General features: G+C 66.6%; 16 protein-coding genes. 4 read left to right on the forward strand and 12 right to left on the reverse strand.

Translation table 11 applies throughout. The features are described 5' to 3' along the window. Window position 1: 1 nt before the first annotated feature. A complete protein-coding gene (paaN, locus tag BM397_RS21260; protein ID WP_092428263.1) occupies window positions 2-1,648 on the reverse strand; it encodes a phenylacetic acid degradation protein PaaN in 1,647 nt (548 codons plus the stop codon). Between the two features lie 97 nt (window positions 1,649-1,745). On the opposite strand from paaN, the gene paaG reads away from it, so the two are divergent. From paaG to BM397_RS21280, 4 genes are all read left to right on the forward strand, one after another. Beyond that, complete coding sequence (gene paaG / locus BM397_RS21265) at window positions 1,746-2,540, forward strand: 2-(1,2-epoxy-1,2-dihydrophenyl)acetyl-CoA isomerase PaaG (protein WP_092428265.1); 795 nt, start codon at window positions 1,746-1,748, stop codon at window positions 2,538-2,540. Between the two features lie 21 nt (window positions 2,541-2,561). After that, the gene (gene paaI / locus BM397_RS21270; RefSeq protein WP_092428391.1) at window positions 2,562-3,002 is read left to right on the forward strand and encodes a hydroxyphenylacetyl-CoA thioesterase PaaI; all 441 of its coding nucleotides are present in this window, start codon (window positions 2,562-2,564) and stop codon (window positions 3,000-3,002) included. A gap of 21 nt (window positions 3,003-3,023) precedes the next feature. Beyond that, the gene (paaK, locus tag BM397_RS21275) at window positions 3,024-4,331 is read left to right on the forward strand and encodes a phenylacetate--CoA ligase PaaK (protein ID WP_092428267.1); all 1,308 of its coding nucleotides are present in this window, start codon (window positions 3,024-3,026) and stop codon (window positions 4,329-4,331) included. Window positions 4,332-4,421: 90 nt separating this feature from the next. Next, window positions 4,422-5,021, forward strand: a complete 600-nt coding sequence (locus BM397_RS21280; protein WP_092428269.1) for a TetR/AcrR family transcriptional regulator — start codon at window positions 4,422-4,424, stop codon at window positions 5,019-5,021. Here BM397_RS21280 and BM397_RS21285 read toward each other — a convergent pair. The 11 genes from BM397_RS21285 to BM397_RS21335 all read right to left on the reverse strand — a co-directional run bounded on the left by BM397_RS21285 (window position 5,005) and on the right by BM397_RS21335 (window position 16,091). Continuing rightward, a complete protein-coding gene (locus BM397_RS21285) occupies window positions 5,005-5,622 on the reverse strand; it encodes an acyltransferase (RefSeq protein WP_092428271.1) in 618 nt (205 codons plus the stop codon). The genes BM397_RS21280 and BM397_RS21285 overlap by 17 nt on opposite strands. Before the next feature lie 2 nt (window positions 5,623-5,624). Beyond that, window positions 5,625-7,694 (reverse strand): phenylacetic acid degradation bifunctional protein PaaZ, encoded by a 2,070-nt coding sequence (paaZ, locus tag BM397_RS21290; RefSeq protein ID WP_092428273.1) that lies wholly within the window; start codon window positions 7,692-7,694, stop codon window positions 5,625-5,627. Between the two features lie 17 nt (window positions 7,695-7,711). After that, window positions 7,712-8,464, reverse strand: coding sequence for a Phenylacetic acid catabolic protein (locus tag BM397_RS21295; RefSeq protein ID WP_092428275.1), 753 nt, complete (start codon window positions 8,462-8,464; stop codon window positions 7,712-7,714). After that, entirely contained in the window at window positions 8,454-9,530 is a 1,077-nt protein-coding gene (paaE, locus tag BM397_RS21300; RefSeq protein WP_092428277.1) for a 1,2-phenylacetyl-CoA epoxidase subunit PaaE, read from the reverse strand. The genes BM397_RS21295 and paaE overlap by 11 nt, the downstream gene beginning before the upstream one ends. Before the next feature lie 66 nt (window positions 9,531-9,596). After that, window positions 9,597-10,118 carry a 1,2-phenylacetyl-CoA epoxidase subunit PaaD gene (paaD, locus tag BM397_RS21305; protein ID WP_092428279.1) on the reverse strand — a complete coding sequence of 174 codons (522 nt, stop codon included), beginning with the start codon at window positions 10,116-10,118 and terminating at the stop codon, window positions 9,597-9,599. Between the two features lie 5 nt (window positions 10,119-10,123). Further along, window positions 10,124-10,978: a 1,2-phenylacetyl-CoA epoxidase subunit PaaC gene (paaC, locus tag BM397_RS21310; RefSeq protein ID WP_092428281.1), complete on the reverse strand. Its 855-nt coding sequence runs from the start codon at window positions 10,976-10,978 to the stop codon at window positions 10,124-10,126. Further along, a complete protein-coding gene (paaB, locus tag BM397_RS21315) occupies window positions 10,978-11,265 on the reverse strand; it encodes a 1,2-phenylacetyl-CoA epoxidase subunit PaaB (protein WP_092428283.1) in 288 nt (95 codons plus the stop codon). Before paaB ends, paaC begins: the two co-directional genes overlap by 1 nt. A 21-nt stretch (window positions 11,266-11,286) precedes the next feature. Next, window positions 11,287-12,285 (reverse strand): 1,2-phenylacetyl-CoA epoxidase subunit PaaA, encoded by a 999-nt coding sequence (gene paaA / locus BM397_RS21320; protein ID WP_092428285.1) that lies wholly within the window; start codon window positions 12,283-12,285, stop codon window positions 11,287-11,289. 23 nt (window positions 12,286-12,308) lie between these two features. Beyond that, on the reverse strand, window positions 12,309-13,514 hold the full coding sequence (pcaF, locus tag BM397_RS21325; RefSeq protein ID WP_092428287.1) for a 3-oxoadipyl-CoA thiolase: 1,206 nt from the start codon (window positions 13,512-13,514) through the stop codon (window positions 12,309-12,311). Window positions 13,515-13,653: 139 nt separating this feature from the next. Beyond that, window positions 13,654-14,526: a PaaX family transcriptional regulator C-terminal domain-containing protein gene (locus tag BM397_RS21330; RefSeq protein ID WP_092428289.1), complete on the reverse strand. Its 873-nt coding sequence runs from the start codon at window positions 14,524-14,526 to the stop codon at window positions 13,654-13,656. Between the two features lie 143 nt (window positions 14,527-14,669). Next, window positions 14,670-16,091 (reverse strand): FAD-binding oxidoreductase, encoded by a 1,422-nt coding sequence (locus BM397_RS21335; RefSeq protein WP_092428291.1) that lies wholly within the window; start codon window positions 16,089-16,091, stop codon window positions 14,670-14,672. Between the last annotated feature and the right edge of the window lie 11 nt (window positions 16,092-16,102).

The following is a 16,102-nucleotide window of genomic DNA, read 5'->3' on the forward strand; positions in this document are numbered from 1 at the left end:
GTCAGGCCGCTTTTGGCCAGCGGATCATCACGCGCCGGAAGCGGGGCGCGACGAAGGCGGCGTCGGTCAGGCTGGCATTGCCCGCCGGGTTCGCCCCGGTGACGTGGAAGTCGGAGAAGGCCGCCGACTGGTTCACGTAGATATTGCCGGTGAGATTCACCGAAAGGTTCACCCCCGCCTGCGCAAAGGCCTTGGCGGCACGTCTGATGAGTGCCTCGTCGGTCGCGTAGAGCGCGGCGGTGATTGCGCCCTTGCTGCGGGCGACGCAGGCGGCGCGGGCGATGGCGTCCTCGGCACTGTCACAGGGCACGAGGAACGAGACCGGGCCGAAGCATTCGTCGTTTTGCGGGCCGTCGGCACCCTCGACCACCACCATGAGCGGCGTGGCACTGCGTCCGTGGCCGGTCTCGGCGCTGTCGCGGATCACCCGGCCCGCGCCACGCGCGGAAGCGATACGTTCAAGCGTAGCGGGATTGACGATGGTGCCGCAGACCCCGGCGGCGCGCGCCGGATCCGAGAGCAGCGCGTCGATCGCCTGCTTGATCCCCTCGGCCACCGCATCGAAGGTCTTTTCGCCTTCATCCGTGTCGATCCCGCCGCGCGGGATGTAGAGGTTCTGCGGCGAGGTGCACATCTGCCCCGAGTAGAGCGACAGCGAGAAGGCGAGGTTGGCGCACATGCCGGCGAAGTCGTCGGTGCCGGTGATGGTGACAGAGTTCACCCCGGCCTCCTCGGTGAAGACCTGCGCGCGGCTGTTGGCACGGATCCAGTCGGCAAACGCTGTGGAACCGGTGTAGTCGATCAGTGCCACCTTCTCATGTGCCGCAAGCTCCTTGGTGATCTGGGCATCCGGCGTATCGACGGCGAGCAGCACCGCGTCCTGCGGCAGGCCAGCTTCGACGAACACCTCGCGCAGCACCCGCACGGTCAGCGCCAGCGGCAGGATGGCGCGCGGGTGCGGCTTGACGATCACCGGGTTGCCAGTGGCGAGGCTGGCAAAGATCCCCGGATAGCCATTCCAGGTCGGGAAGGTGTTGCAGCCCACGGTCAGCGCGATGCCGCGCGGCACCAGTTCCCAGTGCTTCTCGATCACCAGCGGCGCGTGCTTGCCCTGCGGCTTTTCCCAAACCGCATCACGGGCGCTGCGGGTCAGCTCGGAATAGGCCATGGCAAGCGCTTCCAGACCGCGATCCTGCGCGTGCGGACCGCCTGCCTGAAAGGCCATGGCAAAGGCCTGGCCGGTGGTGTGCATGGTGGCGTGGCCGAGCAGGAAGCTCATCTTGTTGAGCCGCACCAGCGCCTCGAGCAGCGCGCCGGTCCGGACCTCGACCGAAGAATCGGCAAAGGCGGGCGCGGCCTGCTCGGAGGCGGCGACCAGCGTTTCGGGCGCCGCAGCGGGATAGGTGATGCCAAGCTCGGCCCCCCAGGGCGAGACCTCGGAGCCAACGCGCCCCTCCTCGGGGTGGCCGGGTAGATCGAAGGCGCTGCCAAGCAGGGCAGCATAGGACGATTCGCCTTCTTCCTTCGCGGTCTCGCCATAGATCTTCCCGCTCGGGACCTCGGGGAACGGAGTCCAGAATTCGCGCGTTTCCAGCGCCTTCAGGGCACTTTCCAGCAGCGGTTTATGGCGGGTGAACAGGTCTGTCATGGCTCCTCCCAAAGCTTAACCAGTATCATTGACCGTCCGGTCGGTTTATGCAACGGTAAATGTCACAGGCCCCGTGGAGGGGGGCTGGGAGGATTACATGACGACATCGCAAACCGTATTGGCGGAGCTGGATTCCGGCGTTCTGAAGCTGACGCTCAACCGTCCGGTAAAGCTGAACTCCTTCAACGAGGAGATGCATCTTGCCCTGCGCGCTCAAATCCAGCGTGCGCACGATGACGACTCGATTCGCGCCGTGCTGCTGACCGGTGCCGGGCGCGGCTTCTGCGCCGGGCAGGACCTCGGCGACCGCGATCCGCGAAAGGGCGGGCCGAAGCCCGACCTCGGCCACACGATCGAGACCTTCTACAATCCCACGCTCCGCCTGATCCGCTCACTGGAAAAGCCGGTGATCTGCGCCGTGAACGGCGTGGCGGCGGGCGCCGGGGCCAACATCGCCTTTGCCTGCGACATCGTCCTAGCGGCGAAGTCGGCGAAGTTCATCCAGGCCTTCTCGAAAATCGGCCTGATCCCCGATGCGGGCGGCAGCTGGTCGCTGACCCGCATCCTCGGCGAGCCGCGCGCCAAGGCGCTGACCATGACCGCCGAGCCGCTGATGGCCGAGACCGCCGCCGACTGGGGGCTGATCTGGAAGGCACTGGCTGACGAGGCGCTGATCCCCGAAGCCGAAGCGCTGGCCGCAAAGCTCGCCGCCGGGCCGACGCTGGGGCTGGGGCTGACCAAGCGGCTGATCCACGAGGCCGCGACGAACGATCTCGACACGCATCTCGACCGCGAGCGAGACTGCCAGCGCGAGGCGGGCCGCTCCGACGACTACGCCGAGGGGGTGACCGCCTTTCTCGAGAAACGTCCCGCCAGCTTCCGGGGGAAGTGAGCCATGAAGGACAGTCAGACCATGACCGCCCAGGATCTCGCCGAGGCCTGCGCCAAGGAAATGTGGAACGCCGACAGCGCCTCGCAGCGGCTCGGCATGAAGCTGACCCACATCGCGCCCGGCCATGCGACGCTCGAGATGGAGCTGAGCGATCAGATGACCAACGGCCACGGCAATGCCCATGGCGGCTATCTCTTCACGCTCGCCGACAGCGCCTTCGCCTTTGCCTGCAACACCTACAACGAGATGACCGTCGCGCAGCATTGCTCGGTCACCTACATCACCCCGGGCGCGCTCGGGGATCGGCTGACGGCCACCGCGCGCGAGGTGTCGCGCAAGGGCCGCTCCGGCATCTATGACGTGACGATCACCCGGGAGGACGGGACCGTCATCGCAGAATTCCGCGGCCATTCGCGGACGCTCAACCGGCCACTGCTGCCCGAAACGCGGGCGGAGGGCTGACCTTTGAAGGGAGGAGAGACCATGACTGACATGACCCCCATGAAGGAGATCCTCGATCCGATCGAGATCGCCAGCCGTGACGAGATTTCCGCGCTTCAGCAGAAGCGCATGGCCTGGTCGCTGCGCCACGCCTACGAGAATTCTCCCTTCTATCGCAAACGCTTCGACGAGCACGGCGCGCATCCGGATGACTTCAAGACGCTCGCCGATCTCGCCAAGTTCCCCTTCACCATGAAGCAGGACCTGCGCGACACCTACCCGTTTGGCATGTTCGCCGTCCCGCGTGAGCAGCTGGTGCGCATCCATGGCTCGTCCGGCACCACCGGCAAGCCCACCGTGGTCGGCTACACCCAGAAGGACATCGACACCTGGGCCGACTGCATGGCGCGCTCGATCCGCGCCTCGGGCGGCCGCAAGGGGGACATCTGCCACGTCGCCTACGGCTATGGCCTGTTCACCGGCGGCCTTGGTGCCCACTACGGCGCCGAACGTCTCGGCTGCACCGTGGTGCCGATCTCCGGCGGCATGACCGAGCGCCAGGTCACGCTGATGCAGGACTTCCGTCCGCAGATCATCATGGTCACGCCCTCCTACATGCTCTCGATCCTCGACGAATTCCGCCGCCAGGGCCTCGACCCGCGCCAGAGCTCGCTGAAGGTCGGCATCTTCGGCGCGGAGCCCTGGACCAACGCCATGCGCGAGGAGATCGAGCAGGCCTTCGACATGCACGCGGTCGACATCTACGGCCTGTCCGAGATCATGGGCCCCGGCGTCGCCAACGAATGCGTCGAGACCAAGGACGGGCTGCACGTCTGGGAAGACCACTTCTACCCCGAGATCATCGATCCCACGACGGGCGAGGTGCTGCCTGACGGCGAGATGGGCGAACTGGTGTTCACCACGCTCACCAAGGAAGGTCTGCCGATGGTGCGCTACCGGACCCGCGACCTCACCCGCATTCTTCCGGGAACCGCCCGCTCGATGCGCCGGATCGAGAAGATCACCGGCCGCAGCGACGACATGATCATCCTGCGCGGCGTCAACGTCTTCCCGACGCAGATCGAGGAGCAAATCCTGAAATGCGAGGGCCTCGCGCCGCACTTCCAGATCGAGCTCGGCCGCAAGGACCGCATGGACATCATGACCGTGCACGTCGAATGCACCCCGGCCCGCTGCGATGCCGACGCCCGCGCCGCCTCGGCAAAGGAGCTGTCGCATCACATCAAGTCGGTGGTCGGCGTCTCGACAAAGATCGAGGTGCATGATCCCGAGGGCGTTGCCCGTTCCGAAGGCAAAGCCAAGCGCGTCGTCGACAACCGCCCGAAGTAACCTCCGGGCAGACTAGAAAATACCCCGTCCGGCGGCTAAGGACTGGCGCGCCGCCATTCCCCCGCCGGACCAAGAGGAGCATTCGCGCATATGGCAAGAACGCGCGCCAGCGACTTCGAGGAAAAGCAGCACCAGCTGCTTCTGACCGCCGCCAACGTCTTCGCGACGCAGGGCATGGAAAAGGCGTCGATGTCCCAGATCGCCTCCGAGGCCGGGGTCTCCAAGTCGCTGCTCTACCACTATTACCCATCGAAGGACGCGCTGATATTCGCGATCATCGAGGGACATCTCGACGAACTCGACGCGGCGCTGGAAGAGGCGGACGACCCCGCCCTGCCCCCGCGCGAGCGTCTCGAGAAGCTGGTGATGACCGTGCTCGACGCCTACAAGGGCGCCGACGACCAGCACAAGGTCCAGCTCAACGCCGGCCCTGCGCTGTCGGACGAGCAGAAAGCCGGCATCACCAAGATCGAGCGCCGCATCGTCAAGCACTTCTCGAACGTTCTGAACGAGATACACCCGCAGCTCGACACGCCCGAGCGGCCCCTTCTGATGCCGGTCACCATGTCGCTCTTCGGCATGATGAACTGGGTCTACATGTGGTTCCGCGACGGCGGCAAGATCAGCCGCGAGGACTATGCCCGCGTGGCGACGACCCTGATCCTAGAGGGGGTCAAGGCCGTCCGCTGAGCGCCGCGCGTTCGACCACAAGCGGGTCGTACTCGGGCGCCGTCACGCGGCGGCGCCCCTTCTCCACCTCGGTCAGAGGCTGCGCCGGGGCAAGCTTGGTCTTGGCGTCCACCGCAAGCTGCCGGTAGACATCCGTGCCGCGCGACTTCCAGTCGATCTCCTGTTCGGTCAGCTCGCGCAGCACCTTGGCGGGCGAGCCAACGGCCATCACATTGGCTGGGATCTCCGTCCCCGCCCGCACGAAGGCCATGGCGCCGAGGATGCTGTTCTCGCCGATCAGCGCCTCATCCATCACCACCGCGTTCATCCCCACCAGCGCGTTGCGCCCGATGTGACAGCCGTGCAGCACCGCGCCGTGTCCGACGTGGCCGCGCTCCTCGACCACGACATCCTTGCCGGGAAAGGCATGGGCGACGCAGGTCTCCTGCACGTTGGACCCCGGGTGCAGCGTGATCCGCCCGAAATCACCGCGCAGCACCGCGCCGGGGCCGACATAGCAGCCGGCCCCCACGATCACGTCGCCGATCAGAACCGCCTCGGGATGGACGAAGGCCGAGGGGGCCACCACCGGCACCACCCCGTCCCAGGACCAGATCGCCATGTTCAACCCTCCTGCGGCAGCGGCCAGCTCTTGGCCACCATGGTCAGCACGTCATATTCGGCCACCACCTCGTCGTTCTGGTTGGTGACGCGGCAATCCCAGCGCACCTCGCCGTAGATCGTGCCCTCGCGCGGGTTGATCTGCTTGCAGGTCAGCTGCACCTGCAGGCTGTCGCCGAAGTAGACCGGCGTCAGGAAGCGCAGGTTGTCGACGCCGTAGTTGGCCAGCACCGGGCCGGGATCGGGCTGCACGAAGAGACCCGCCGCGAAGGAGGCGATGAGGTAGCCATGCGCCACGCGGTCGTCGAAAAACGGGTTCGCCTTGGCCGCGTCGCTGTCCATGTGGGCATAGAAGGTGTCGCCGGTGAAGTTGGCGAAGTGCTCCACGTCCTCCTCGGTGATCACCCGGCGCTCGGTGACCAGCTGGTCGCCGATGCTCAGCTCGGCCAGCGACTTGCGGAACGGGTGGGTGCCCTGCTCGGCAGGTGCGCCCGCGACCCATTCGCCGGTGACCGCCGAGAGCAGCCTCGGTGTGCCCTGCACGGCGGTGCGCATCATGAAATGCTTCACCCCGCGCATGCCGCCCATCTCCTCGCCACCGCCGGCGCGGCCCGGCCCGCCATGCACCAGCGGCGCCAGCGGCGCGCCGTGGCCGGTCGAGCTCTTGGCGCTGTCGCGGTTGCCCAGCATCACCCGCCCGTGGAAGGGCGCGACGCCGATCACCAGTTCCGCCGCCACGTCGGGATCATTGGTGAAGACCGACGAGACCAGCGAGCCCTTGCCCATCATCGCCATCTCGATCGCCTGATCCAGCCCCTCGTAGGCCATCACCGTCGCCACCGGGCCGAAGGCTTCGATGTCATGCGGGGCGGAGGCGTTCATCGGGTCGGCACAGCGCAGCAGAACCGGGTTCAGGAAAGCGCCCTTCTCGGCGTCGCCCGAGACCAGCGCGACCTTGGCCGGATCGCCGAAGACGATCTCCGCCTCGCGGGCGATCTCGGCGATCTTCTCGCGCACGCCATCACGGTCACCCAGAGAGGCCAGCGCGCTCATGCGGGCGTTGGCATCGTCCGGCAGACCCAGCGGCGTCTTGCCGAGCCGCTCGGACAGCGCCTCGATCACCGCCTGCTCATGCGCCTTGGGAACGAGAACGCGGCGGATCGCGGTGCATTTCTGCCCCGCTTTGGCGGTCATCTCTCGATGCACTTCCTTGATGAAGAGATCGAATTCCGGCGTGCCGGGGGCCGCGTCCGGGCCGAGGATCGCGGCATTGAGGCTGTCCGCCTCCATGGTGAAACGCACCGAGTTTTCAACGATCGCCGGATGCGATTTCAGCTTGCGCCCGGTCGTGGCCGAGCCGGTGAAGGTGACGATGTCCTGCCCGGTCACGTGGTCCAGAAGATCGCCGACGCCGCCACAAATGATCTGCAGCGCGCCGTCGGGCAGGATGCCCATCTCGAGGATGCGCCGCACCACCAGCTCGCTCAGGTAGGCGGTGGCCGAGGCGGGTTTGACGAGGCACGGCATGCCGGCGATCAGCGCAGGGGCGATCTTTTCCAGCATCCCCCAGACCGGGAAGTTGAAAGCGTTGATGTGGATCGCCACGCCCTGCATCGGCACGAGGATGTGCTGACCGACGAAGCTGCCGTCGCGCGACAGCCCCTCGACCGCGCCCTCGGGGATGACCTTGGCGTTCGGCAGCTCGCGCCGCGCCTTCGAGGCGAAGGTGAGCATGGTCCCGATGCCGCCGTCGATATCCGGCCAGGCGTCACGGGCGGTGGCGCCGGTGGCGAGGCTCTCGGCGTGGAACTCGTCCTTCATCTCCATGAGCTTGAGGCCGATCTCTTTGAGCATCAGCGCCCGCTCGTGGATGGTGTACTGGCGCAGCGCCTTGCCGCCGACCTCGCGGCCCCAGTCCAGTGCTCCGGCGAAATCGAGCCCGTCGGAACCGATATAGGCGTGCACCTCCCCGGTCGCGGCATTGGCAAGCGGTTTGCCCTCGCCCTGCCCGGCGCGCCATGCGCCCTGCACGTAGCTCTCGAGGCGGCGCGCGGTGCGTCCCGTGTCCAGCATTTGCTCGTCCTTCCTGTTCAGTTCAGGCCAAGGCCGGAAAGCGTGCTTTCCGCCTCGGCGCGCCACGCAGCGCGCAGCGTCTCGTTGTCCGTGTGGCGCAGGCCCATGGCCTTGAGCTTCTCGAAGCGCTCGGACACGGCCGGGCCGAAGGTCTCGGCCACGCGCGGCATCCAGTAGGCGACCGAGGCCCGCGCCTCGTCCGTCGCCCCGATCCGCTCGAGCCCCTCGATCCCCAGCTCCATGTGCCGCTTCTCGCGCGGGAGAATGTCCCGCAGAACCTCGGCCAGCGGTTGGTACGAACAGCGCGCCAGCTCGCCCACGGCGTGCTGCGTCGCGAGCCCCATGAGCACGTTCATCACCACCGCGTCGGTCCAGCCCGTCAGCGGGTAGTGGAAGACCGAGAGCCGCATGTCGCCGCCGTAGCGCTTTGCCTCGAGCGTGCTGTCGCGGCTCTCTCGCGCGGCCCAGTCGTGCGCCCGCTCGTAGAGCGCCTTGTCGGTGCCGAAGCCCTCCATCAGATCGAGCACGCGCTCGGCATGGTCGGCCTTTTCCAGCGTGATCCGGCTGGCGGCGATGCGCGCCTTGATCCCCGGCGCCCAGTTGATCGCCTCGGCAAAGCCGGCCGAACCCGCCAGCTCGCTGTCGACAAAGGAGGACATCAGCCGCAACAGCTCGCCGCGGTAGCGCGGCGGCACGTTCTCGGGCGAGGTCAGCTTGCCGCCCTGCGCGAGATAGTCGGCGATGGGCATGGTGTCGGTGTCATTCGTCATAGCTGAGCACCACCTTGTCGGAGAGCGGAATGCACTGGCACGACAGCACGTAGCCGGCGCGAACCTCGTAGTCCTCGAGCGCGTGGTTGATCTCCATCTCGACCTCGCCTTCGAGCACCTTGGCGCGGCACGTCGAGCAGACGCCCGCCTTGCACGAATAGGGCGCGTCCATGTTGTTCTCGATGGCGGCATCGAGCACGGCGGTTCCGTCCTTCGGCATCTGGAAGGTCCGCGTCGCGCCGTCGAGCGTGACCGAAACCTCGCAGGTGTTGCCCGCGGCAGCGGCCTGCTGCGAGACCGCCCGCTTCTTGGCGCGGCCCGGCTGCGACGAGGCGAAGAGTTCGAACTTGATCTGCGCATCGGTCAGCCCGGCCTGGCGCAGGCTTTCCGCGATGGTCAGCATCATCGGCTCGGGGCCGCAGATGAAGGCGGTGTCGACACTCTCGGCATCGATCCAGAGGCGGAACAGCATGTCCATCTTCTCGGCGTCGATGCGCCCGGTGAAGAGGTCGATCTCCTGTCCCTCGCTTTCGAGGATGTGGATCACCGAGAAACGGCCGAGATAGGTGTTCTTAAGATCCTCCAGTTCCTCGCGGAACATGATCGAGCCGACCTGGCGGTTGGCGTAGACCAGCGTGAAGGTGGCATTCGGCTCGCGCGACAGCACGGTCTTGATGATCGACAGCACCGGCGTGATGCCGGAGCCGCCGGCGAAGCCGAGGTAGCTCTTGGCGCTCGACGGGTCGAGCACGCTGAAGAACCGCCCCTGCGGCACCATAGCGTCAAGCGTGTCGCCGGGTTTCAGATCCTCATTGGCCCAAGTCGAGAAGGCGCCGCCATCAACACGCTTGATGCCGACCTTGAGGCAACCCTCGTCGAGCCCGGCGCAGATCGAGTAGGAGCGGCGCAGCTCCTCACCGTCGAAATCGCGGCGGAAGGTCAGGTACTGGCCCTGAGTGAAACCGAAATTCTCCGCGTCCTCGTCGCGCGGCTTGAGCGTGACCACCACGGCGTCGCGGGTCTCGCGGCGGACGTCGGTCACTTCGAGGGGATGGAAACGGGGCATGTCAGACCTCCTCCTGTCTGGACAGGGACGTAGCTAGGGGATGCCCCGCCGGGGCACCGGAATGGCTCAGTGGCACTTGAAGTAGTCGAAAGGCTCGAGGCAGTCGCGGCAGCGGTAGCTGGCCTTGCAGGGGGTCGAGCCATACTGGCTGACCCGCTCGGTGTGGGAAGAGCCGCAGCGCGGGCAGGCAATCACCAGGTTCGACCGGCCCGAGAGCCGCGCCGCGCGGCCCGCCATCAGACCGTCTGATGCGGTGCCGTCCACCGGCGGGGCGATGCCGTAGGCGCGCAGCTTGTCACGCGCGGCCTCGGTCACCCAGTCGGTGGTCCAGGGCGGCGACAACCGGCGTTCCAGCCGCAGGTCGGTAATGCCCTTCTCGCGCAGCTGGGTCTCGATCATCAGGTCGATCACCGAGGTGGCGGGACAGCCGGAATAGGTCGGCGTCACCGCCACCACCAGCGTCTCGCCTTCCCAGCGGACCTCGCGCACGATCCCGAGCTCGGTAACCGAGACCACGGGGATCTCGGGATCGGGCACCTCGCCCAGCCAGTCCCAGACCTGCTCGGTGGATGGCAGAACCGCGGTCATCGGCCTTACCAGCTTGCGCCCGGGTAGGCGCGCTGCAGGAACTGCATCTCGGCAAGGATGTAGCCCAAGTGCTCGGTGTGCCGCCCCTGCTTGCCGCCGGTCTGCGCGTCGAAACGCTGCTCGGGCTGGCTGAGCGTCGCCTCGTCCAGCACCTCGGCCACGGTGCGCTGCCAGAGCGGGAGTAGGTCCGCGAGCGCGGGCGCGATGCCGGCCTCGGCCACAGCGTCATCCACCGCGTCGGCGGCGAACATCTCTCCGGTGTAACCCCAGACCTTGTTCAGCGCCGCCTGCATCCGGGCGTGGCTTTCCTCGGTGCCATCGCCCAGCCGGACCACCAGATCCGACGACCGCTCGAGGTGGTAGGACACCTCCTTGAGCGCCTTGGCGGCGATCTCGGCCACGCGCGGGCTCGACGATTTGGTCAGCGCGGTCAGCAGTTCGTAATGGAAGGCATCGAACAGGAATTCGCGCATCAGCGTCACCGCCATGTCACCGTTCGGCAGCTCGACCAGCTTGAGGTTGCGGAACTTCATCGCGTCGCGCAGGAACGCGAGGTCATCGGCGCTACGCCCTGACCCTTCGACCTCGGCGGCAAGGCCGAGCCACATCTGGGTATGGCCGATCAGGTCGAGCGCGGTGTTGGCCAGCGCAATGTCCTCCTCCAGCACCGGGCCATGGCCGCACCATTCCGAAATGCGATGGCCGAGGATCAGCGAATTGTCCCCCATCCGGCACAGCCAGTCGAAGAAGGCGGGTTTCAGCGCCACGTCCGCGATATGCGGATCATGCGACTGCGCGGCTGCGGCGCGCTCGGCGAGCCGGGCGACATCCGGCGTTGCGGCATCGGGAAGCGAGGGCATCACATGTGCCCCACTTCGTCGGGGATGTCGAAGAAGGTCGGGTGCCGATAGACCTTGCTTTCCGCCGGATCGAAGAGCGGGCCCTTCTCGGAGGGCGCCGAGGCGGTGATCGCCGCCGAGGGCACCACCCAGATCGACACGCCTTCCTTGCGGCGGGTGTAGACGTCGCGGGCGTTCTTGATCGCCATCTCGGCATCCGGTGCGTGCAGGCTGCCGACGTGGCGGTGGTTCAGCCCGTGCTGGCCCCGGATGAAGATCTCCCAGAGCGGCCATTCTTTCTTGGTCATGTCACATCCTCCTCGATGCGCTTATTCGGCGGCGACGTTCGAAGCCGCGCGACGGGCGGCGGCCTTCTCGGCATAGGCGGTTAGCCCGTCACGGAACCACGCGCCCTTGTCCCAGGCCTCGCGCCGCGCGCCGAGTCGCTCTTCATTGCAGGGGCCGTTGCCCTTGATCACCTCAAAGAACTCGGCCCAGTCGGGCTCGGCGAAATCGTAGTGACCGCGCTCCTCGTTCCACTTGAGCGTCTCGTCGGGCACGGTGAGACCGAGGTACTCGGCCTGCGGCACCGTCTCGTCGACGAATTTCTGGCGCAGCTCGTCGTTGGTGTTCATCTTGATCTTCCACGCCATCGACTGCGCGGAGTGCACCGAGTCCTTGTCGGACGGGCCGAACATCATCAGCGAGGGGTACCAGAAGCGGTTCAGCGCATCCTGCGCCATTTCCTTCTGCTCGGGCGTGCCCTGCGCCATCTTCATCATGATCGCGTAGCCCTGCCGCTGGTGGAAGCTCTCTTCCTTGCAGATGCGGATCATCGCACGGCTGTAGGGACCGTAGGAGGTGCGCTGCAGCGGCACCTGGTTCATGATCGCCGCGCCGTCGACCAGCCAGCCCACCGCACCCATGTCGGCCCAGGTCAGCGTCGGGTAGTTGAAGATCGAGCTGTACTTCATCGCGCCCGAGTGCAGTTTCTCGAACAGCTCGTCGCGCGACACGCCCAGCGTCTCGGCGGCGGAATAGAGGTAGAGCCCATGCCCAGCCTCGTCCTGAACCTTGGCGAGCAGGATCGCCTTGCGCTCCAGCGTCGGCGCGCGGGTGATCCAGTTGCCCTCGGGCAGCTGGCCGACGATCTCCGAGTGCGCGTGCTGGCCGATCTGGCGGATCAGCGTCTTGCGGTAGCCCTCGGGCATCCATTCCTTGGGCTCGATCTTCTCGCCGCGGTCGACCCGCTCCTGAAAGGCGCGCTCCTCGGGGCTCATCTCCTCGAGCGACTTCATGCCTTCCGATTTCACCATCTGTGCATACATGGTCGTGCCTCCTTGCTGAGGGGTCAGATACGTTCGAGGATCATCGCGATCCCCTGCCCCACGCCCACGCACATGGTGCAGAGGGCGTAGCGGCCGCCGGTGCGGTGCAGCTGCCGGGTCGCGGTCAGGACGAGCCGCGCGCCGGACATGCCAAGCGGGTGGCCCATGGCGATGGCACCGCCATTGGCGTTTACATGGGCTGCGTCGTCGGGCAGGCCGAGCTCTCGCAGCACCGCGAGCCCCTGCGCCGCGAAGGCCTCGTTGAGCTCGATGACGTCCATCTGGTCCAGCGTCATCCCGGCACGGGCGAGGACCCGGCGGGTCGCCGGAACCGGACCGATGCCCATGACGCGGGGCGCGACGCCCGCCGCCGCCATGGCAACGACGCGCGCCTGCGGGCTGAGGCCGTTCTTCGCCGCCGCTGCTTCGGAGGCGACGATCACCCCCGCCGCGCCATCGTTGACGCCCGAGGCATTGCCCGCGGTGACGCTGAGATCGGGACCGTTGACGCCGCGCAGCCGCGCCAGGTTCTCGACCGTGGTGCCGGGACGCGGGTGCTCGTCGGTATCAACCACAAGCGGCTCGCCCTTGCGCTGCGGGATTGTCACCGGAACGATCTCCTCGGCGAAGACGCCGGCCTTGTGCGCGGCCTCCCAGCGGTCCTGCGAGCGCACGGCAAAAGCATCCTGATCGGCGCGGCTGACGCCGTAATCCTCGGCCACGTTGTCTGCGGTCTCGGGCATCGAATGGGTGCCGAACACCTTGTCGAGCTTGGGGTTCTTGAAGCGCCAGCCGATGGTGGTGTCATACATCTCGGCATTGCGCGAAAAGGCCGAGGTCGCCTTGGCCACCACGAAGGGCGCGCGGCTCATGCTCTCGACACCGCCGGCGAGCAACAGGTCGCCATCACCGGCACGGATGGTGCGCGCGGCCAGGCCAATGGCATCCATGCCCGAGCCGCAGAGGCGATTGACCGTGGTGCCGGGCACCTCGATCGGAAGACCCGCCAGCAGGCCCGCCATGCGGGCCACGTTGCGGTTGTCTTCCCCTGCCTGGTTTGCGCAGCCGAGGATGATGTCATCCACGCTGGCCCAATCCACCGACGCATTGCGCGCCATCAGGGCAGAAAGCGGCACGGCAGCCAGATCATCGGCACGGACGCCGGAAAGTGCCCCGCCATATCGGCCGACGGGGGTGCGTACCGCGTCACAGATGAATGCCTCAGACATCCGTATCTCCTCCCTCGAGAATCGATGTCGACCTTTAATGACCGACCGTTCGGTCAGTTATCTAGCACGGAATACAGCACGTGTTAATAGCCGTCTTGGCCACTGGCGTGATGTTTATGGGCGCCCTTCCCGCGAACCTCTAGGCCGCTGCCTCCCGTTTGAGCTGGAACAGCCGCCGATCCGTCTCCTCGTTACGCGCCATCAACATCCCGTCATTATTGACAAATTCGGCACCAACATAGGCATCCGCCCGATCCGACAAACCGACATAGGCGGCGACAAAAAGCTTTCGAGCACGCTCGGCGGGCCAATCCTGCGGCCAGGCAGCGCGCGGCAGACGCGGATCGATGAGCGCCGCATGCCGGTAGTCGTGAACAAGGCGAAGCCGCAAGGCGAGCGACTCCGCCGCGCTCAAATGCGCCCCGCCGTCGATCCGCTCAAGCAGCCCGCTATGCCGCTTCACGAAACTTTCGTAGGCAGTCGCCACGTCATCGAGCGCCCATCTTTCGCGCGAAAGGGATCGCAGATCGCCGTGCCCGTCGAGATGCTTCGCCCGCATCAGGATGCCGTCAAGCGGCGCCACGTCTTCGCGGTTGGGGGCGATGGCGACGTTCGGCGAGAGGCGCGCCCATGCGCCGGGCAAATCAGCCTCCCGCAGGCCGTCGGACAGGCACAGAAGCCAGTCGTCCGGTGCAGGAACAGGTGAAAACAACAGGCGTGCGGCGTCCCGGAACTCGTCCCTCGCCGCATCGGACAAGCGATAGTAGCTCCGTCGCCCGATACGGACACCCTCGAGGCGGCCAGCCCCGACCAGGCGCGAGACCGCAGTGCGCACGAGGCTTTCGTTGAGGCCATGAACTGCGCAGCACTCGATCAAGGTGCCCATCCAGAGCATGCCGCCGCGCGGCTCGACCACGTCGCCATAGAGCGTGACGATGAACGCTGGCGCCCGCGGGGCCTCGGTCAACGCCGGTTCCCAGTCCGCCGAAAACTGTCCAGCAACCTCATTCATCGCAGCGCTCCCCAAGTCGGCCCGGCGCGCCGCCGGACTATGCCATTCTAAGGGACACCGAGCGATATGTCACATCAATTTCATTCTGATGAACTTATGCGTGCTTCTTTTGAGCGCGATGACGCGCCCTCCCCGGCCGACCGTCATGTCTCCAAGGGAAAGAAGATCCCGCTTCCCAGCATGTTTTGCGGGTCGACAGAGGCCTTGATGGCCCGCATCAATGCGAATTGCGATGGCTCTTTGCGCTTCGCCAGCGTCGCGGCTTTCGAGCGGCCGATGCCGTGCTCGGCGCTGAACGAGCCCCCCAAGTCCTCGAGAAGGTCATAGACCTGCGAGGAAAAGGCGGCGACGCGCTGCGGATCCCAGTCGTGCCCCTCGGCCGCGACGACCGAATAGTGGAGGTTGCCGTCTCCGAGATGGCCGATGGGAAGCACGCGCAATCGTGCCGCCTCGGCGAGCGGGTCCGCGCGCGACAGGAATTCCGGCACTCGGGACAGCGGCAAGGAGGCATCCAGCGCCACGAAGGGGCCGAGCTTGACCAGCGCTTCGAGCGTCGCCTCGCGCAGGTGCCAGAGGTCCCGGCGCTGCTGCTCGGAAGTCGCGAAGAACCCGTCGATGACGCCCCCCTCTTCCATCAACCCCTCGATTGCCGAGAGCAGCGTCGTCTGCAGCGCCACCTCGCCGCTCTCGTCCATCGCCGCATCCGAGGCCCGGGTCGAGGCGAGCTCGACCAGAATCCCGGTCTCCGCGGTTTGCTCCAGAGGCGCCCGCAGCTCGGGCATGACGGACCGGATGGCCTCTACCGTCACGCCGGGCATCCATTCGAACGCCTCGACCTGTCCGCCGGAGGCATCCTGCAAGCAATTGAGGACGTGCAGAGCCTGATCGATGCCATCCAGCGCGAGGAACGCCGTCGCACGGACCTTGGGCGTCGGCACGAGGCGCAGCACGGCCCCGGTGATGATCCCCAGTGTCCCTTCGGCGCCGATCAGCAGGTTGCGGAAATCATATCCGCGGTTGTCCTTGATCAGACCTCCGAGCGCGTGGATGACCTCGCCCGAGGGGAGTACGGCTTCGATCCCGAGGCAGAGCTCTCGGGCGTTGCCGTAGCGCAGCACGTTAGAGCCCCCCGCGTTGGTAGACAGCGCACCGCCGATCATCGCGGAGCCGCGGGCCCCGAACATCAACGGAAAATCGAGGCCGTCCTCGGCGACGCGGGTCTGCAGGGTCTCGATCACCACGCCGGCATCGACGGTCGCGGTGCGGGCGGCGGCATCGACACTGCGGATACTGTTGAGGCGCCGCAGCGACAGGATGATCTCGTCCGGGTTGCCCCGCGGCACGCTGCCGCCGCAGAGTGACGTATTGCCGGACTGAACCGTGACCTTGAGCGCCCGCTTGGACGCCAGCCTGACCACGGCGGCAACTTCCTCGGTCGAGCCGGGGCAGATCACGGCGGCGGCCGATCCTTTCAAAGCGCCCGTTGCATCATGCAGGTAGGGGATCATGTCGGCGTCCGCCGTGATCACGTTGTCGGTCCCGACGATGGCTTCAAAGTCTTCCATGGTCTCCCCTC

It is taken from the genome of Alloyangia pacifica, from assembly GCF_900116195.1.
In the GTDB taxonomy this organism is placed as follows: domain Bacteria; phylum Pseudomonadota; class Alphaproteobacteria; order Rhodobacterales; family Rhodobacteraceae; genus Salipiger; species Salipiger pacificus.

Excerpts from the sequence above, each read along its gene's own strand:
- BM397_RS21295 (WP_092428275.1), bottom strand. The coding sequence starts at position 8,464 with ATGACGAATGACACCGACACCATGCCCATCGCCGACTATCTCGCGCAG.
- paaA (WP_092428285.1), bottom strand. The coding sequence starts at position 12,285 with ATGTATGCACAGATGGTGAAATCGGAAGGCATGAAGTCGCTCGAGGAG.
- BM397_RS21280 (WP_092428269.1), top strand. The coding sequence starts at position 4,422 with ATGGCAAGAACGCGCGCCAGCGACTTCGAGGAAAAGCAGCACCAGCTG.
- paaI (WP_092428391.1), top strand. The coding sequence starts at position 2,562 with ATGACCGCCCAGGATCTCGCCGAGGCCTGCGCCAAGGAAATGTGGAAC.
- BM397_RS21335 (WP_092428291.1), bottom strand. The coding sequence starts at position 16,091 with ATGGAAGACTTTGAAGCCATCGTCGGGACCGACAACGTGATCACGGCG.
- paaK (WP_092428267.1), top strand. The coding sequence starts at position 3,024 with ATGACTGACATGACCCCCATGAAGGAGATCCTCGATCCGATCGAGATC.
- paaD (WP_092428279.1), bottom strand. The coding sequence starts at position 10,118 with ATGACCGCGGTTCTGCCATCCACCGAGCAGGTCTGGGACTGGCTGGGC.
- paaB (WP_092428283.1), bottom strand. The coding sequence starts at position 11,265 with ATGACCAAGAAAGAATGGCCGCTCTGGGAGATCTTCATCCGGGGCCAG.
- paaZ (WP_092428273.1), bottom strand. The coding sequence starts at position 7,694 with ATGCTGGACACGGGACGCACCGCGCGCCGCCTCGAGAGCTACGTGCAG.
- paaN (WP_092428263.1), bottom strand. The coding sequence starts at position 1,648 with ATGACAGACCTGTTCACCCGCCATAAACCGCTGCTGGAAAGTGCCCTG.
- paaE (WP_092428277.1), bottom strand. The coding sequence starts at position 9,530 with ATGCCCCGTTTCCATCCCCTCGAAGTGACCGACGTCCGCCGCGAGACC.
- paaC (WP_092428281.1), bottom strand. The coding sequence starts at position 10,978 with ATGCCCTCGCTTCCCGATGCCGCAACGCCGGATGTCGCCCGGCTCGCC.
- pcaF (WP_092428287.1), bottom strand. The coding sequence starts at position 13,514 with ATGTCTGAGGCATTCATCTGTGACGCGGTACGCACCCCCGTCGGCCGA.
- paaG (WP_092428265.1), top strand. The coding sequence starts at position 1,746 with ATGACGACATCGCAAACCGTATTGGCGGAGCTGGATTCCGGCGTTCTG.
- BM397_RS21285 (WP_092428271.1), bottom strand. The coding sequence starts at position 5,622 with ATGGCGATCTGGTCCTGGGACGGGGTGGTGCCGGTGGTGGCCCCCTCG.
- BM397_RS21330 (WP_092428289.1), bottom strand. The coding sequence starts at position 14,526 with ATGAATGAGGTTGCTGGACAGTTTTCGGCGGACTGGGAACCGGCGTTG.